The sequence below is a fragment of the Cohnella sp. SGD-V74 genome (genome assembly GCF_003001675.1).
Lineage (GTDB): Bacteria > Bacillota > Bacilli > Paenibacillales > Paenibacillaceae > Cohnella.
Map to the genome: position 1 here is coordinate 351,457 of NZ_PVYW01000001.1, position 15,090 is coordinate 366,546.

13 protein-coding genes are annotated in these 15,090 nt (G+C 57.2%); 4 read left to right on the top strand and 9 right to left on the bottom strand.

The genetic code is table 11. The annotated features are described in order from the left end of the window. Position 1: 1 nt before the first annotated feature. From B0G52_RS01665 to B0G52_RS01675, 3 genes are all read right to left on the bottom strand, one after another. Complete coding sequence (locus B0G52_RS01665) at positions 2 to 832, bottom strand: carbohydrate ABC transporter permease (protein WP_094041764.1); 831 nt, start codon at positions 830 to 832, stop codon at positions 2 to 4. Beyond that, positions 832 to 1,713: a carbohydrate ABC transporter permease gene (locus tag B0G52_RS01670; protein WP_094041765.1), complete on the bottom strand. Its 882-nt coding sequence runs from the start codon at positions 1,711 to 1,713 to the stop codon at positions 832 to 834. The genes B0G52_RS01665 and B0G52_RS01670 overlap by 1 nt, the downstream gene beginning before the upstream one ends. 76 nt (positions 1,714 to 1,789) lie before the next feature. Then, a complete protein-coding gene (locus tag B0G52_RS01675; RefSeq protein WP_094041766.1) occupies positions 1,790 to 3,184 on the bottom strand; it encodes an extracellular solute-binding protein in 1,395 nt (464 codons plus the stop codon). A gap of 247 nt (positions 3,185 to 3,431) precedes the next feature. On the opposite strand from B0G52_RS01675, the gene B0G52_RS01680 reads away from it, so the two are divergent. The 3 genes from B0G52_RS01680 (at position 3,432) to B0G52_RS01690 (ending at position 6,244) form a co-directional block, all read left to right on the top strand. Then, positions 3,432 to 4,154, top strand: a complete 723-nt coding sequence (locus tag B0G52_RS01680; protein WP_094041767.1) for an MBL fold metallo-hydrolase — start codon at positions 3,432 to 3,434, stop codon at positions 4,152 to 4,154. After that, a complete protein-coding gene (locus B0G52_RS01685; protein ID WP_094041768.1) occupies positions 4,151 to 4,714 on the top strand; it encodes a TetR-like C-terminal domain-containing protein in 564 nt (187 codons plus the stop codon). The genes B0G52_RS01680 and B0G52_RS01685 overlap by 4 nt, the downstream gene beginning before the upstream one ends. Before the next feature lie 402 nt (positions 4,715 to 5,116). Continuing rightward, positions 5,117 to 6,244 carry an HD domain-containing phosphohydrolase gene (locus B0G52_RS01690; protein WP_094041769.1) on the top strand — a complete coding sequence of 376 codons (1,128 nt, stop codon included), beginning with the start codon at positions 5,117 to 5,119 and terminating at the stop codon, positions 6,242 to 6,244. Between the two features lie 51 nt (positions 6,245 to 6,295). Here the strand turns inward: B0G52_RS01690 and B0G52_RS01695 are convergent, their stop codons facing one another. The 6 genes from B0G52_RS01695 to B0G52_RS01720 form a co-directional block, all read right to left on the bottom strand. Beyond that, on the bottom strand, positions 6,296 to 6,949 hold the full coding sequence (locus B0G52_RS01695; protein WP_094041770.1) for a fumarylacetoacetate hydrolase family protein: 654 nt from the start codon (positions 6,947 to 6,949) through the stop codon (positions 6,296 to 6,298). 1 nt (position 6,950) lies between these two features. Then, positions 6,951 to 7,709: a glycerophosphodiester phosphodiesterase gene (locus B0G52_RS01700; RefSeq protein ID WP_094041999.1), complete on the bottom strand. Its 759-nt coding sequence runs from the start codon at positions 7,707 to 7,709 to the stop codon at positions 6,951 to 6,953. Between the two features lie 64 nt (positions 7,710 to 7,773). After that, positions 7,774 to 9,021, bottom strand: coding sequence for a CapA family protein (locus B0G52_RS01705; RefSeq protein ID WP_233162253.1), 1,248 nt, complete (start codon positions 9,019 to 9,021; stop codon positions 7,774 to 7,776). 105 nt (positions 9,022 to 9,126) lie between these two features. Then, on the bottom strand, positions 9,127 to 10,716 hold the full coding sequence (gene nagZ, locus B0G52_RS01710) for a beta-N-acetylhexosaminidase (RefSeq protein WP_094041771.1): 1,590 nt from the start codon (positions 10,714 to 10,716) through the stop codon (positions 9,127 to 9,129). Positions 10,717 to 10,728: 12 nt separating this feature from the next. Further along, positions 10,729 to 12,360: a response regulator gene (locus B0G52_RS01715; protein ID WP_094041772.1), complete on the bottom strand. Its 1,632-nt coding sequence runs from the start codon at positions 12,358 to 12,360 to the stop codon at positions 10,729 to 10,731. Beyond that, a complete protein-coding gene (locus B0G52_RS01720; protein ID WP_094041773.1) occupies positions 12,329 to 14,221 on the bottom strand; it encodes a cache domain-containing sensor histidine kinase in 1,893 nt (630 codons plus the stop codon). Before B0G52_RS01720 ends, B0G52_RS01715 begins: the two co-directional genes overlap by 32 nt. A gap of 271 nt (positions 14,222 to 14,492) precedes the next feature. On the opposite strand from B0G52_RS01720, the gene B0G52_RS01725 reads away from it, so the two are divergent. Next, positions 14,493 to 15,065 (top strand): permease, encoded by a 573-nt coding sequence (locus B0G52_RS01725; RefSeq protein WP_094041774.1) that lies wholly within the window; start codon positions 14,493 to 14,495, stop codon positions 15,063 to 15,065. Positions 15,066 to 15,090: the final 25 nt, after the last annotated feature.

A 15,090-nucleotide genomic window follows, 5' to 3' on the forward strand; every position in this document is an offset into this window, starting at 1 on the left:
ATCAGCCTTTGACGCTGCCTGCGGTCAGACCTTCGATGATGGTCCGCTGCAGGAACGCGTAGATCACGATGATCGGAGCCACGCTGATGACGACGCCCGTAAATACGAGCGGGTAACTCGTCTGGAATGCGTCGCGGAAACCGACCATCCCGGTAGGTAGCGTCTTGAGCGCGTCCTTGCTGATAAAGAAGTTCGCGAGTAAGTACTCGTTCCAGTTGCCGAGCAAGTTGATAATGAAGACGGTCACGAGAGCCGGCATCGTCAGCGGCAAAATTATCAGGATGAACGAGCGGATGACTCCGAGCCCGTCCACGATCGCCGCTTCTTCCATCTCGGACGGGATCGCCTTCATGAACGCGACGATCAGCAGTACGCTGAACGGAAGCGCGCCGGCCGTATAGGGCAAATACAGCGCCCAGTGCGTATCGAGCAGTCCCAGCTTCTGAATCAGAATGTATTGCGCGATGAACAAGACGTTCCCGGGAATCAGCATGCCCAGCAAAATGAACTGGTAGATCGCTTTGCTGACCTTGACGATTCTCATGCGGGCAAGGGCATAAGCCGTCGCAGCTGCGATAAGAATCGAAGATACCGCGGAGCCGACCGCCAAGTACGCGCTGTTGAAGAAGTACTTGCTGATTTTCGCCTGGCTCCAGGCGTCCGCGTAGTTGTCGAATGCCATCTGCACCGGGAACCCGAACGGAGCGTTGACGATCTGGTCGTTCGATTCCTTCAAGGACGAGAACACGACGAATACGAACGGGAACAAAATAACGAAGACGTAGACGAGCAGCACCAGATGGGGCAAGATCTTTTTGATGACTTTTGGCATTAGTACTCGATCCTTTCCTGCCGTCTGGCAAATACGATTTGGTAGATCGCCGTCAGCAACAAGGCAATCACGAAGATCATAATCGAAAGGGCAGTACCGTAACCGTATTGACCGTATCTAAGCGCTTTGTTAACCATATACGAGGCCATAACCTCGGTCGCACCCGCAGGTCCGCCGTTCGTCATGACGAGGACGATGTCGACGACGCGCATCGCGCCGGCGATCGAAAGCATAACCACTACAGATATAACGGGCATAATGAGCGGCGTCGTAATCCGGTAAGCTCTCTGGAATCCGGTAGCTCCGTCGATCTCCGCCGCTTCGTTGATTTCTTTCGGAATAGCCAGAATGGCCGCAAGCACCAGCACGATGTAGAAGCCCATCCATTGCCAGGCGTTAGTGACGAGAATGGACAGCATTGCCCATTTCGTATCCGACAGCCAGTAGATCGGCTCGAGGCCGAACCAGCCGAGGAAATTGTTGAACAATCCGATACTCGGATGATACATGAAACCCCACAAAATCCCGATAATCGAAGTCGATAGTATGGACGGAAGAAATACCGTTGTCTTATAAAATCCTTGGAGACGCTTGACCCCGCTGATGAGAAGAGAGAACAGAATAATCAGCGGCACTTGCACGAAGAGCGAAAACAAAATGAAGTACATATTGTTCTTGACGGAAATCCAGAAATCCTCGTCGTTAAAAGCTTTCACAAAGTTATCTAAACCGGTGTACTTGGCCGGCGTCAAGCCGTCCCAGTTCGTCAGCCCGTAGAAAACCGATTGAAGAACGGGATATACGAAAAACAGACCGTACAATCCGAGCGTCGGCAGGACGAAGAGCAGGTATACATATGGATTTCTCAGTGTTTTGTTCATGGTTCCCCCACCCTATGACGTGAGAGAGGCACCGCCCGCCCGGGCAGACGGCACCTCGTCGTCATCGCTATTCAGACTATTTCAATGCTGCCAGTTCCGCGTCCATCGCTTTTTGAATTTCTTCAGCCGCTTTTTCCGGAGTGGCTTTGCCGGCGATCAGGTTTTGGATTTGCTTTTCGAACTCGCCGTTAACCGTACCCGGTACGAGGGAATCGAAGTGCGGGAATACTTTGCCTGCCGCTGCATTGATCGCCAGAACTTGCTGCATGAGCGAATTGTCGGAAGTCAGCTTGGAAGCGTCGACCTTCATGGAAGGCAATACGCCGTCTTCCTGGAATCCGCGAACTTGATACTCTTCCGTGTACAGGTTTTTGATGAACGCTTTGACAGCCGCTTTTTCGTTGTCGTTCACATCGGCGGAGAATCCGTAGCCGTTGTTTTGGTTGTAGTTAACCGAAGTCGGATCGCCTTTGCCGCCTGGTACGGCAGGCATTGCGAAGTAGCCGACTTTGCCGTTCAGCGCGCCGCCTACGCCGTCCGCGTTAAACGTAGAAACTCTCCAAGTACCGTCGAACAGGAAGCCCGCTTTGCCGGCGACGAATTCGTTCGTTTGGCCCGTGTAATCGATGCCGAGCTCGCCCTTCGTGAAGTAGCCTTTGTCGACCCACTCTTTGTATTTCGCCAGAGCGGCTACGACTTCCGGCTCCGTCATTTTGCGGGAACCGTTAGCAACGCCAGCTTGAATGTCGTCGCCCGCATAGCGCGGAATGAGCGTGTTCAGCAGCATGAACGGTACCCATGCGGCTTGCGAACCCATCGCGATCGGCGTAACGCCTTTGCCTTTGAGCGTCTCGAACGCGGCTTCGAGCTCTTCGAGCGTCTGCGGAGCGGCGATTCCGTTGGCATCCAGAATTTCCTTATTGTAGAACCACCCCTCGGCGCTTGCGCCGATCGGCAGGCCGTACACTTTTTCGTCCACGATGAACGTGGAGAAGTCAGTGAACTTGTCTTTGATTCCGAGTTCGTCGAGAATCGGAGTCAGGTCGAGCAGTTTGTTCGCGCGAGCGAATTTCTGGCCGTCGCCCGGACCGCCGAACAAGTCGAAAATTTTCGGAGGGTTGCCTGCGGCCATTTCCGCAGGAAGCTTCGTCCAACGGTTAAAGCTGTCTTCTACCGCGTCCATTTCGAAGTTGGCGCCAGGAACTTCGGCTTCGGCTTTTTGCACGACTTCGTCCAGAATCGCTTTACGGAACTTTTGCAGTTCGCCGATTTGGATGTGACGCAGGGATACGTCGAATCTCTCGACAGGAGCCGGAGAAGCGGCTTCGCTCGGACTTGCGCTGGCGCTTGGACTTGCTGCCGGGGACGCCGACGGAGATGCGTTGTTTTCCTTGTTGCCGCTGCCGCATGCGCTCAATACCGAGGACAACACCAGAACCGAGGCCGTTACTGTAACCAGTTTCTTCTTCAATTTAGGACCCTCCCAAATGGAATGTGGTTTATTCTTACACCCTTATTGTAAGTTGATTTTTGTCCAAAGTAAGGGAGTCAAACTGCTAACATAGGGATAAGATCGTCTTGAGGCGTTTGTAGATATTTTCCCCCTTTTTCGACGTTTAGCTACTTGCATGCGGAATAGGTCAAAATACCCCCTTGATAAAAACTAATGATATTAGTTATAATACAATTAACATTAGTTTTAGGAGGAGAAAACACATATGAAAACAACGACATGGGGCAACGTGTCCCAACTCATTTTTATGCCTCGTCTTTTTCCGCTTAACGCCTACCTGGTCGAAGAAGAGAACGGCGTCACGCTGATCGACGCCTGCATGCCTTTCGTCGCCAAAAGAATACGATCCGCGATCGAGTCGACCGGCAAACCGCTCGCCCGCATTCTGCTCACGCACGCTCACGAGGACCATATTGGCGCCGTCCCTTATTTGAAGACGGCCTATCCGGATGCGCAGATCGGAATTTCCCGAAGGGACGCCGCGCTCCTGAGGGGGGATCGCAGCCTGCTGCCCGGCGAAGCGCGAACTCCGATCAAGGGAGGCGTGCCGAAGCGAGTGCCTTTCGAGCCCGACTTTCTGTTCGAAGACGGGGAGCGGATCGGTTCCCTTGTCGCGATCGCGACTCCGGGACATACGCCCGGACACTTCTCCTTCCTGGAAACCGGAAGCAATGCGCTGATCGCGGGAGACGCCTTCCAGACGAAGGGCGGCTTCGCCGTATCGGGCCGTCTGCAATGGGCGTTCCCCTTCCCGGCGATGGCGACTTGGCACGCTCAGACCGCCATCGAAAGCGCGCGCAAGGTGCTGGAGCTGCGCCCCAATGTGCTTGCCGTCGGACACGGTCCCGCCTTGCTTCAGCCGGCAGCCGCAATCGAGCAAGCGATCAAAGCCGCCGAATCCGCCGCGGCAAGGAGGAATGCCGGATGAGGGCCGGAATCAAACCCGAGACGGTCATCGCGGCCTCAGCCGACATCGCCGATCGCGACGGATGGGACCAAGTTACCCTTGCCAATGTGGCCGGGTACCTGGGCATAAGGACCCCCTCGCTCTACAACCATGTAGAGGGACTGCCGGATTTACGACAAAAGCTCGCCGTTCATGCCGTCGCTCAATTAAACGAACGGCTCCACGATGCAGCTATCGGATACTCGGGCAAACAGGCGTTTATCGAAGTGGGCCGCAGCTACGTGCAGTTCGTGCGGGAGCGCCCGGGTCTCTACGAGGCGATCAATCGCGTCTCCTCTCCGAAGCCGGAAGCATTCGAGCAAGCTTCCGACGCCGTGCTTCATCTGTTCTTCCGCCTGCTCCGTCCTCTCGGCATCCATGAAGAAGATACGGTTCACGCCGTGCGAGGCCTGCGCAGCATGGTTCACGGCTTCGCCTCTCTCGAATCGATGGGCGGCTTTCAGATGAAGGAAGACTTGATGGAAAGCCTGTCCAAAGCGATTACTTATTATATCGATGGAATTAGCTCGGGACGTAAATGACCTTATGTTCAATAGTTGAGAAAATGAGGGACATCTATCTCCTGTAGAGCGAAGCGACTACTCCATAAGTGGAGACGTACAAGATTATCGATGAAAAGGAAAGAGGCTGTCCCACCAGTCAGGCAACAAGTATTATCGAGTTAGAATAGGGGTATATATCTCCCGAAGAGCGAAGCGCCTGCCTCATACGGTCATGAAATTACCCTGTCACGGGTTAATCGATTCCAAATTTCATGGCCGTATAAGCAGCGTAGGGAGATATATACCCCGTTCTTGTTCATCGATAATACCAATTGTTGCTCTCTGACCTCTTTGGGATAGTCCTTCGTTTTTTTCGAGAACGGCAGGATTCGACATATATTTCACGAATATTGGAAAGGGGCGATTAAGGAGTGACGTCGCATGTATAAAAAAGAATTGAATTCCGACGATCTGTTGAAGATCATCTTCCACTATACCGCCAAAATCGCAAGCGAGCGGCAACTGAATGCCGTGCTCGTGCACATGGCCGATATGGGACGCGAACTGATTTTATCCGATAGATGCACGGTATGGCTGATCGACGAGGAAAGCAAGCAGCTGTACACGACGGTGGCGCACGGCGTCGACGAAATCCGCGTTCCCTACGGGACAGGTTTCGTAGGCAGCTCGATTGTGTCCGGGGAACCGATCATAATCGAAGACGCCTATTCGGACCCGCGGCATAATTCGGAGAACGACCGCAAGACCGGCTACCGCACCAAATCGATCATTACCGTTCCGTTCCGCAACAACGACGGCAACATTATCGGAGCCTACCAGGCCATCAACAAGCTGACCGAAGTCGACCACTTCACGCCGCGGGATCTGGAACTCCTCTCCCTGGCCGCCTCCTACGCCGGCAAATCGCTCGAGTCCGTGATGCTCCACCAGGAAATCTTCGACACGCAGCGGGAGATCATCGCCAAGATGGGCGAGGTCGGAGAAATCCGCTCCAAGGAGACCGCCAACCACGTCAAGCGCGTAGCTGAATATTCCTACGTTCTCGCAATCGCGCTCGGACTGAGCCCGACGGAAGCCGAGCTGCTTCGCACCGCTTCCCCTATGCACGACATCGGCAAGGTCGCGATTCCCGACGCCATCTTGAACAAGCCCGGCAAGCTGACGCCCGAAGAGTTCGAGACGATCAAATCGCACACCGACATCGGCTATCGGCTGCTGCACGGTTCCAGGCGCGAACTGCTGCGCGCCGCCGCCATCGTCGCCGGGCAGCATCACGAAAAGTGGGACGGCAGCGGGTACCCGGACGGACGACAAGGCGAGGACATCCATATTTTCGGACGGATTACGGCCGTGGCCGACGTCTTCGACGCGCTGAGCGCGGAGCGGGTGTACAAGAAGCCTTGGCCGATGGACCGAATCGAAAGCTTCTTCCGGGAGGAGCGGGGACGGCACTTCGATCCCCGGATCGTAGACGCCTTCTTCGCCCATCTTCCGCAGTTATTGGCCATCCGGGAACGATTGACCGACGACGAAGAAAGCGCAGAATAGAAAATAGAGGAGCCTCCCGGTTAACGTGCCGGCAGGCTCCTCTATTCCATTTTAATGATCTATTCTCGCGACGACGCTGCCGAGGCTCTCCCCGTTCCATCTCGCGTCGAGATGATCGCCGTCGGTCAGAGCGCCCACACCGGCGGGCGTCCCGGTAAACAACAGATCTCCCGGCCCCAGTCCGTAATGGCGGGCGACGAAATCGGCCAGCGTCTGCAGGTCGAACACCATGTCGCGGACGTTGCCTCTTTGGACTTCCCGCTCGTTGATCGATAGCGAGAATTCACGGGACTCGATCTCCGCGGAACCGGGATAAGCCAGCCAGCGTCCGAGCACCGCGGAATTGCGGAAGCCTTTGGCCGCAAGCCACGGATGCCCTTTCGCCTTCAGCTTGTCCTGAACGTCCCGCAGCGTCAGATCGAGCCCGACGGTAAACGCCGAGACCAACTCGTCGAAGCGGATTCCCGGCTCGTACGGCCTTCCGATTGCGAATACGAGCTCCGCTTCGTAATGGACGCTTCCTTGGGAACCGGGAAGGCGCAGCTCACCGCCCGTCATCGCCGCGACGGAATGAGTCGGCTTCGTGAAAATCATCGGGCTCGTCGGCACTTCGTTGCCCAGTTCGGCGGCATGCAGCCGATAGTTGCGGCCGACGCAATAGATGTTACGCAGATCCTCTGTTCGCAAGCCGGCAGTTTCACTCATGTTAGTCTTCTCCTTCTATGGCCGCAAGCCAGCGGTCGGGATAATTCGTGCACAGTTGGAACGCTTCCGGACGAGCCGCCAATCTGCGCAGGTCGGAGACGGAATTGACCGTCCACGCCATCACGTCTATCGACGCTTTGGCGGTTTGCTCGAGCAGCTTCGCATTCAGATGTCGGAACCCGATCGACAGGTAGGAGCAGCCGAGCGAGACGAGCCGGTCGACGAGATCGGCAGGGTTATCGTCAATAATGAGGCCGGTTCTCAGCGCGGGGGAGTGCTTGCGCACGGCCCGCAAAATCTCGGGCTCGAACGATGTAATGACGTGCTCGCCTTCCATTCCCCGCGAACGAATGACTTCTACCGCCCGGAGAGCAAGACGGTCGAAGTCGGAGTCGCCGCCCTTCAGCTCGATGTTCAGCCCGCACCTTCCGGCGATCAGATCGAGCACCTGCTCCAGCGCGGGAACGCCTTCAGAAGAGAAGGAGGCGTCCATCCAACTGCCCGCGTCCAGATTCGCCAGCTGCTCGGCGGTGTAATCAACCACCCTCGTCTTGCCTCCGCTTGTCGTACGCTCCAGCGTAGCGTCGTGAATGACGACAGGGATGTCGTCTTTGGACAGATGCACGTCCAGCTCCATCCACTCCACATGCGGACACTCCAACGCCAGCTTGAAGGCCGCCATCGTGTTCTCGGGAGCTTTGCCCGAAAAGCCGCGATGGGCGACGCACGGATGAAGCGACGCCTTCGACTGTTTGTTCATATTGCCCCTTCTCCCGTAAACGTGATATCTGAAGGGCAAATTGCGCAGCCCTTTGGCAAAGCTTTTAATTCCGTGCCACAATGGCGCCGTCCTCCTCTACCGCCGCGCGGATGGACAGCGACGACAGGCGGGCCAGAAGCGCCTTCCCTTCGGCGTCTTCCATCGGGGCCGGCTGCGAGCTCTTCGCGAACATCGGAGTAAACGACAGGTCGCAGCTGCCGTCCCGACGGCACTCGGCGTTCAGGATGCCGGTTTCCGACGAACGGACGCTGGTCGTCGAGAACACGAAGTTGCCAAGGCTGTACGCGATCCACTTCCCTTTGTAGCTCTCGAAGCCCTGCAGCACGTGGGGATGACTGCCGATGACGAGATCCGCTCCCGCGTCGACGAAACGATGGGCCAGATCGGTCTGATGGGCGACCGGCTGGTCCTTCCTTTCTTCTCCCCAATGGACCATCACGACGACGAGATCGGCGTTTTTCTTCGCTTCCTCGATGGCGGCGACCGCCCGTCCGGACGAATAGGCTTCCGCCACTCCCGGATGATTTTTGTCCGCCTTCCACTCCACGACCGGAACAACCCGCGTCACGCTGATGAACGCGACGGACATTCCCTTGACCTCTATGTAGGACGGCGCGAACGCTTCCTTGTCGTCGTTGCCCGAACCCGCGTGCTTCAAGCCGGCGTCGTCCAGGGCGTCCATCGTATCGCTCAAGCCCTGCCAGCCGTAATCCAGCGTATGGTTGTTGGCCAGCGACAGAAAATCGAAGCCGGCGCCCTTCACCGCCTCCAGCGCTTCGACCGTTCCGCGAAATACGTACTGCTTATCCTCCGCCGGAGTTCCGCGAACCGTAATCGGGGCTTCCAGGTTGCCGGCCGCGATGTCGGCCGCTTCCAGCAGCGCCTTCGACTCGCGGAACGGATAATCGTAGCCGTTGATTTTCATCAGCTCCAGCACCCTGGCCGCCGGCAGTATATCGCCTACGAGCGCAAGCGTTACCGTCTCTCCCTCTTCCGCATCCACCGGCTCTGCCGACGGTTCCGTCGACGGCGAGGAGGTCTCTTCTCCCCCCGAATCTCCTGTGGAGGCCGGTTCGGACGGCTCCCCGCCCGCAGCCTGCCCGGACGGCGCTTGAGTCGCGGCCGGCGGCGACGCTTCGTTCTCCCCGTCCTGTCCCGATTTCCAGATCACGAAAGCCGCAACGGCGATGCAGACGAGCAGAAATCCGTTGACGGCAAGCAGCAGCTTCGTCTTCCCGCGACGTCTCGCCTTCTTCTCGTGATGCGTCCTCGATCGCGAATAAGTAGTCACTTCATCCGTTCCCCCTTCCCTGCCCGTAATTATACAACATGGACAATAAAAAAACGATTTTTCCCGCCAAAGTCTGGGAGAAAAATCGTTTGGACCGTTCGTATGTCAGATCGAAATCCGCGCGTAATCGCCGATCGTTACCGGCTGCCGGGCTGTGGCCGGCAGCTCTCCGGACAGCACCCGCGCCAGCGCGGTCATCATCGCCGGTTTGTTCTCGTAGACGCACAGATAGACCGGGGCTTCCGGCACGATCTGAAGATCGTAAGGCGTACGTCCCGCCACCCAGACGAACGAGCCTTCTTCGCCCGAGCTCAGCTCGCGGATCAGCTCCGATTGCGTCTTGGAGAACGCCGCGTCGTACGATACGAAAATCACGCGCTCTCCTGAGCTAGCCGCGGCTTGGGCCGCCTCCGCCTCTTCCGCCGTCGGATCGGTGCCGACCCGAATCTCCTCCACGTCGTAGCCGGCGGCGCTCAGCGCCTTGCCCAGCGTCCAGTCCTGCGGAATGACCTCGATCACTTCCGTGCGGGAATGCGGCTCCGCCCAGACGACGACCGTCTTGCCTTCTTTGGAAAGCGGCAGATGCTGCCCTCCTTTGACGACTGTCACCGCCGCTTCGCTCAGCTCTCTCTGTACCTCTTCGGCTCTTGCCCGGTCCGTCTTCGGAAGCTCTCCGCCGAACAGGCCTTGCGTCTGCTTGAGGTTCCAGATCCGGCGGGCGGCTTCGTCGATGCGCTCCTCCGAGATCTCTCCCGTCATGACCGCTTCCATCACCGCTTCGAGGGCGGCCGTCTGCCGCGAGATGCGATGGCTGACGAGAATGAGGTCCGCGCCCGCCTTGATCGCCTCAACCGCTCCGCGCGCGACGCCGATCGTCTCGGAAATCGCGTTCATCTCCAGGCAATCCGTTACGATCACGCCTTCAAACCCAAGCTGCTTGCGAAGCAGTCCGGTCAATATACGCTCCGAACGCGTCGCCGGAATCGTATGATCGGATTCGAAAGCCGGAAATACGACGTGCGCCGTCATGATCGCGTCCGCTTTCCGCTCGATCGCGTAACGGAACGGGTACAGCTCCACTTCGTTCAGACGCTCGACGCCGTGAGGAACGACCGGCAGCGCATGATGCGAATCGACCGCCGTGTCGCCGTGTCCCGGAAAATGCTTGGCCACGGCCACGACGCCGCCCTCCTTGTAGCCCTGGATTGCCGCCAAGCCGAGAGTCGCCACCCGCCGCGGATCTTCTCCGTACGAACGGACTCCGATTACCGGGTTTTGCGGATTGTTGTTCACGTCCAGACAAGGCGCGAAGTTCATGTTGATGCCGATCTCGCGCAGTTCGGCGCCGGACAGCTTGGCAGCCTCATGCGTCAGCGCTTCGCTGGCTGCGGCACCTTGAGCCATTCCCCCCGGCATAACCGTTACGCCTTCTTCCAGGCGGACGACCATGCCGCCCTCTTGGTCGATCGCGATGAAGAGCGGATGCTCGGAAGCGTCCTGCAGCTTGGCCGACAGCTCGCGAACCTGCTCTGCGTCCCGGAGATTGCGGCGGAAGTAGATAATGCCTCCCAGCCCGTAATCCCGAATCAGATTGTCAATCTCCTTCGTCGGCTCGGTCCCCTCGAATCCGCACATGAACAGCTGTCCGATCTTCTGCTTAAGCGTGAGCTCCGCGAAACCCTTGTTTGTCGTCATGATTTTCTCTCCTCATCCGTCTTGATTCGTCCATGCCGGTTTGTCCGTTCCGGACTTGTTTTGCTGCTGCTCGCGGTACTCCGACGGCAGCATCCCCGTATACTTGCTGAATACGCGGGTGAAATAGCGGCGTTCCGCGTATCCGACCATCTGCCCGACCTGCGTGACGCTCTTGTCGCTGAGCGCGAGCAGCGATCTGGCCATCTCCATTCTTTGCTTCGTCACGTATTCGACGAACGTCTCCCCGAAATGCTGCTTGAACAGCAAGCTGAAATAACTGCCGCTGATGCCCAAATATTCGGCCAGCACGTCGATGCTGAGCTCCGCGGACAGGTTTCGTTCGATGTAGTCTTTGGCGGACAGCATCAGCACGTCGCTCGTCTTCTTCTTCATGACGCTTTCGAGCGATTGATCGACAAGCCGATTGACGACTTGCAGCGTCTCCCGGATGCCTTGGTGGCGATCGATCTGCCGCCAGATTTCCGTCTCCTCGTCCCGCGTGATCACCTCCATCTCCCGCATCTCCCGAAGCAGGTGAATGCACAGATAGTGGACGATCGGCGCGACGCGCTCGAACGAATTTTCCGGCAGCGACCGGAAGCTCTCGTTCAGCTCCCGCAGGGAGGTCTCGGTACGGCGGCGGTCGCAGCGCTTCAGCCCGGTTACCATCTCCTCGATCGTGTCCCACAGCTGCTGCGAAGTATCCAGGCTGCCGCGGGCCTTCTCCGAAACGATGACGCCCTCGTGAGCTGTCGACGACAAATACAGCGATCTTTGCAAACTCTTGTACGTCTTGGACAGCTGCTTGAGCGTCACCTCCGCCGGATGAAGCGCGACCCGGATGCTCAGCTTGAGGTAGCTCTGCACCGCCTGGCGCAGCGTCTCCGCCCAGGACAAGCATTGCGTCCGATCGTACAAATCCGGCGCGGAGCGTTCGATCAGCACGCACCATTCCCCGCTCCGCACCTGGATGACGGAATATTCGACGCCGAATGCCCCCAGGTTTTCCTGCAGAATGTTGTTGATGGCGAAGTTCCACAGCTTGCGCTCCTTGTCGTCCCAGAACCTCTCGCGCTTGGAATAGTCCTCGACGTCGACGAGCATCATGGCGAACGCCAGATGGTCGCCTTCCAGTTCGCCGAGCTTCAGGAACGGCCTGCTGGCCGAGCCGCCCAGATCGGTAATCTGATCGTACAGCACCTTCTCGTAGGCGAGATGGAACACTTGCTTCCATTCTTGCTGCATGGAACGCTGCTCAAGGCTTCTCTCGCGGATCGCGTCCGCCAGCCTCCGGATCGTCTCGACCAGTTCCTCGTAATCGATCGGCTTCAGAATGTAATCTTTCACTTCGTAGCGGATGACCGAACGAACGTAGCTGAAGTCCTGATATCCGGTCATCATGATGACTTCCGCTTCCGTGTCGAACTCCCGGAGCGCGCCCAGAAACTCGATCCCGTCCATGACGGGCATGCGGATATCGCACAGAATAAGCTGCGGCCGATGCTCCCTGGCCAGCTCCAGCGCCTGCTCGCCGTTGCGCGCCGTTCCGATCATTTCGATATTCAGCGCATCCCAAGGGATGACCGCCTGCAGATTTTTCAGAATGTTCACTTCATCGTCGATCAACAACGCTTTCAGTCTCATCGGTGTCTCTCCTTGCCTCTAGAGGTATCAGACATTTGATCGTCGTGCCGTGGCCCGGAGCGCTGCACAGCATCAGGCCGTACCGGCCGCCGTAGTGGATGCGCAGCCGATCCGCGACGTTGCCGATTCCGAGCCCGCGGCGTTCGCCCGTTTCGGGAGATTCCGCGTACATTTCCTGCAGCGTCGTAATGCCTCTCGTCGCGAAGCGCGCAAGCTGCTCTTCCGGTATGCCGATCCCGTTATCCTCGATATAGAAGGCGATATGACGATCTTCAAGCGCTGCTCTGACCTCTATTTTCCCCAAGTATTCGATGCCTTCGAAGCCGTGCTGGATGCTGTTCTCGACGAGCGGCTGCAAGGTCAGCTTCAGAATCGAGTAACCCATCAGCTCTTTCGGAACTTCGATGGAATATTCGAACAGCTCCTCGAAGCGGTACTTCTGGATTTCCAAATAACTCATCAGATGCTCGAGCTCCTGCTCGATCGTGATTTCTTCCTTCTGCTGAATGCTGATGCGGAAAATGTTCGCGAGCCGCTGAACCATTTTGCTCACTTTGCGTCCCTCGTTCTGCACCGCCAAAATATTGATCGATTCCAGCGCGTTAAACAGGAAATGCGGCTTGATCTGCGCCTGGAGCAGCATCATCTCCGCTTTGCGCTTGCGCGATTGCTCCTGCTTGACGTCGTCGAGCAGCTCGGACACTCTCTTCACGAGGCTGTTGAAGCCTCGCGACAGCGTTGTCGTCTCGTCGTTGCCGACGACCGGAACCTTCGTGGACAAGTCCCCACGCTCCACTTGTCTCATCGCGCGAACGACGCGAACGATCAGCGTCACCATTCTCCGAACGAAAATCAGGTTAAAAGCAAGAGCGAGCGCCAGCGAGATCGAGGTAATGACGACCGTCCAACGCAGTACGATTGCCATGTCTCCGGACAAATATTGCCAAGAGGTGACCATGACCAGCTTCCATTCCCCGACGCCGAGCCGTTGAAGCTGCAGATCCTGCACCGATACGAGACTTTTGTGCCCATCGAACTCAAGCGTCTTGCTTTGCGTCGTAACGCTGTTCATGTCGATGCCTTTGTCGGTATCCACGTAGTCGGTTATGCGGCGCTCTTCGGAATTTTTCTCGCTGTCGTACACGATGTTGCCGTTGCCCGCCACGATGAGAAAGCGTCGATCGATCTTGCCTTGACTGTTGTAGAAGGTAAAAATTTTATTCAGCTCATTCATCTGAAAGCGCGTGACGAGCACGCCCTTGCTCTTCAGCGTATCGACGTCGAGCAGCACGCGAATCTGCGTGAACAGATTGCTCTCCCCGGTCAGCCTCGTATCTTCGTTCGGACCGACCCAGACGGGAGCCCCGTTCTTCCGCAAAGCCTCTTGATAGATCGGATGGCTCTCCAAATCCTGCCTGGCGATCGGAGTGTCCTTGGAAGAAAAGTTAACGGTGACCTGCTTGTTGTCGTTGCGGTACAGCGTAACCGAGTTGATGCCGGGGTACGTCAGAAGCACGCGCTGCCGCAGCTTCTCCTTCTCCAGCAGCTGGTAATAGGAATCCGAGCTTCTGGACGATTCGCCGGTGCCGGGGTCGCCGCCGGTCGTTCCGGCATCGTCGATCGACTGCTCGACCACCTCGACGCTGTCCTCCATCGTCACCCAGAAATCCGAGAAGTAGTTGGCTTCCTTGATCATGTTGTTGATGTTGCGGCCGATGGCCTTGAGCGTAAGCTCGGTCTGCTCCGCGTATTTCTCCTCCGTCACCTTCTGCGATACCAGGTACGAGACGCTGCCCAGCACGAACAAAGGAACGATAATAAAAGCGAAAAAGGCGGCGAAAATGCGTTTGCTCAGACTCATCTTTCGATGTCCGTCCTCTCGGGTAGGTTGATCTCATTATAGCAGGAGGAGCAGCCGTTAGGCTTGCACGGCTCGAAAGTTTGTACTCTTACTTATTATAAAAAGCCGCAGGGCGGCCTATAAGTTGTCATTCCCACAATCGAGGGATAAAAATGAACAGTGCCGGCGTCTTGACGGATGGTTATTTCCTGTTTATATTATAACCAACGGTTAGTAACCATTGGTTATAATTGATTGACGTTGTGACAATTCGGATTGAAAGGGTGATCCCATGTTTGCAGGACATTTCGGAGTGGCGGCGGGAGTCAAGGCGAAGACGCCGGAGGTGCCGCTGTGGGCGCTTATGGTCGCGACGCAATGGCTTGATCTGCTCTTCCTTCCATTACTGCTCTTAGGCGTCGAGACGATCGACGACTCCCCCGGGGGCGGCTACGGCGATAACATCATTCACGCCGATTACACGCATTCCCTGCTGGGCGCCGCGGCCCTTGCCGTTGCGGCGGGCCTGTTGGCCGGGCGCCTGTGGGGGAAACGGGCAGGCTATGCGATAGGCGCGGTCGCGTTCAGCCACTGGCTGCTCGACCTGATCGTGCACCGCGCGGATATGCCCATACTGCCGGGCAACTGGGGAAGCCTGCCTTTGCTCGGCTTTGGAGCGTGGCATTACAAGGGACTGTCGATCGGTCTGGAAATCGCGCTGCTCGCGATCGGGTTCGCGTTGTACGTGTCTTCCGCGCTCAGGCGAAGCCGGGGCAAGAGCAGGAAATCGGCTTATTTGGCCTCCGGAGCTTTGGGACTGTTTCTGCTGGCAACGATTGCGATGGACGTCGTCAGTCTGCTCTGAATCGGACTGCCGGAAGACCGCCCTT

What these genes read in the sequence shown, in the direction of transcription:
- B0G52_RS01665 (WP_094041764.1), bottom strand. Translation starts at nt 832, where the DNA reads ATGCCAAAAGTCATCAAAAAGATCTTGCCCCATCTGGTGCTGCTCGTC.
- B0G52_RS01670 (WP_094041765.1), bottom strand. Translation starts at nt 1,713, where the DNA reads ATGAACAAAACACTGAGAAATCCATATGTATACCTGCTCTTCGTCCTG.
- B0G52_RS01680 (WP_094041767.1), top strand. Translation starts at nt 3,432, where the DNA reads ATGAAAACAACGACATGGGGCAACGTGTCCCAACTCATTTTTATGCCT.
- B0G52_RS01685 (WP_094041768.1), top strand. Translation starts at nt 4,151, where the DNA reads ATGAGGGCCGGAATCAAACCCGAGACGGTCATCGCGGCCTCAGCCGAC.
- B0G52_RS01690 (WP_094041769.1), top strand. Translation starts at nt 5,117, where the DNA reads ATGTATAAAAAAGAATTGAATTCCGACGATCTGTTGAAGATCATCTTC.
- B0G52_RS01695 (WP_094041770.1), bottom strand. Translation starts at nt 6,949, where the DNA reads ATGAGTGAAACTGCCGGCTTGCGAACAGAGGATCTGCGTAACATCTAT.
- B0G52_RS01700 (WP_094041999.1), bottom strand. Translation starts at nt 7,709, where the DNA reads ATGAACAAACAGTCGAAGGCGTCGCTTCATCCGTGCGTCGCCCATCGC.
- nagZ (WP_094041771.1), bottom strand. Translation starts at nt 10,716, where the DNA reads ATGACGACAAACAAGGGTTTCGCGGAGCTCACGCTTAAGCAGAAGATC.
- B0G52_RS01715 (WP_094041772.1), bottom strand. Translation starts at nt 12,360, where the DNA reads ATGAGACTGAAAGCGTTGTTGATCGACGATGAAGTGAACATTCTGAAA.
- B0G52_RS01720 (WP_094041773.1), bottom strand. Translation starts at nt 14,221, where the DNA reads ATGAGTCTGAGCAAACGCATTTTCGCCGCCTTTTTCGCTTTTATTATC.
- B0G52_RS01725 (WP_094041774.1), top strand. Translation starts at nt 14,493, where the DNA reads ATGTTTGCAGGACATTTCGGAGTGGCGGCGGGAGTCAAGGCGAAGACG.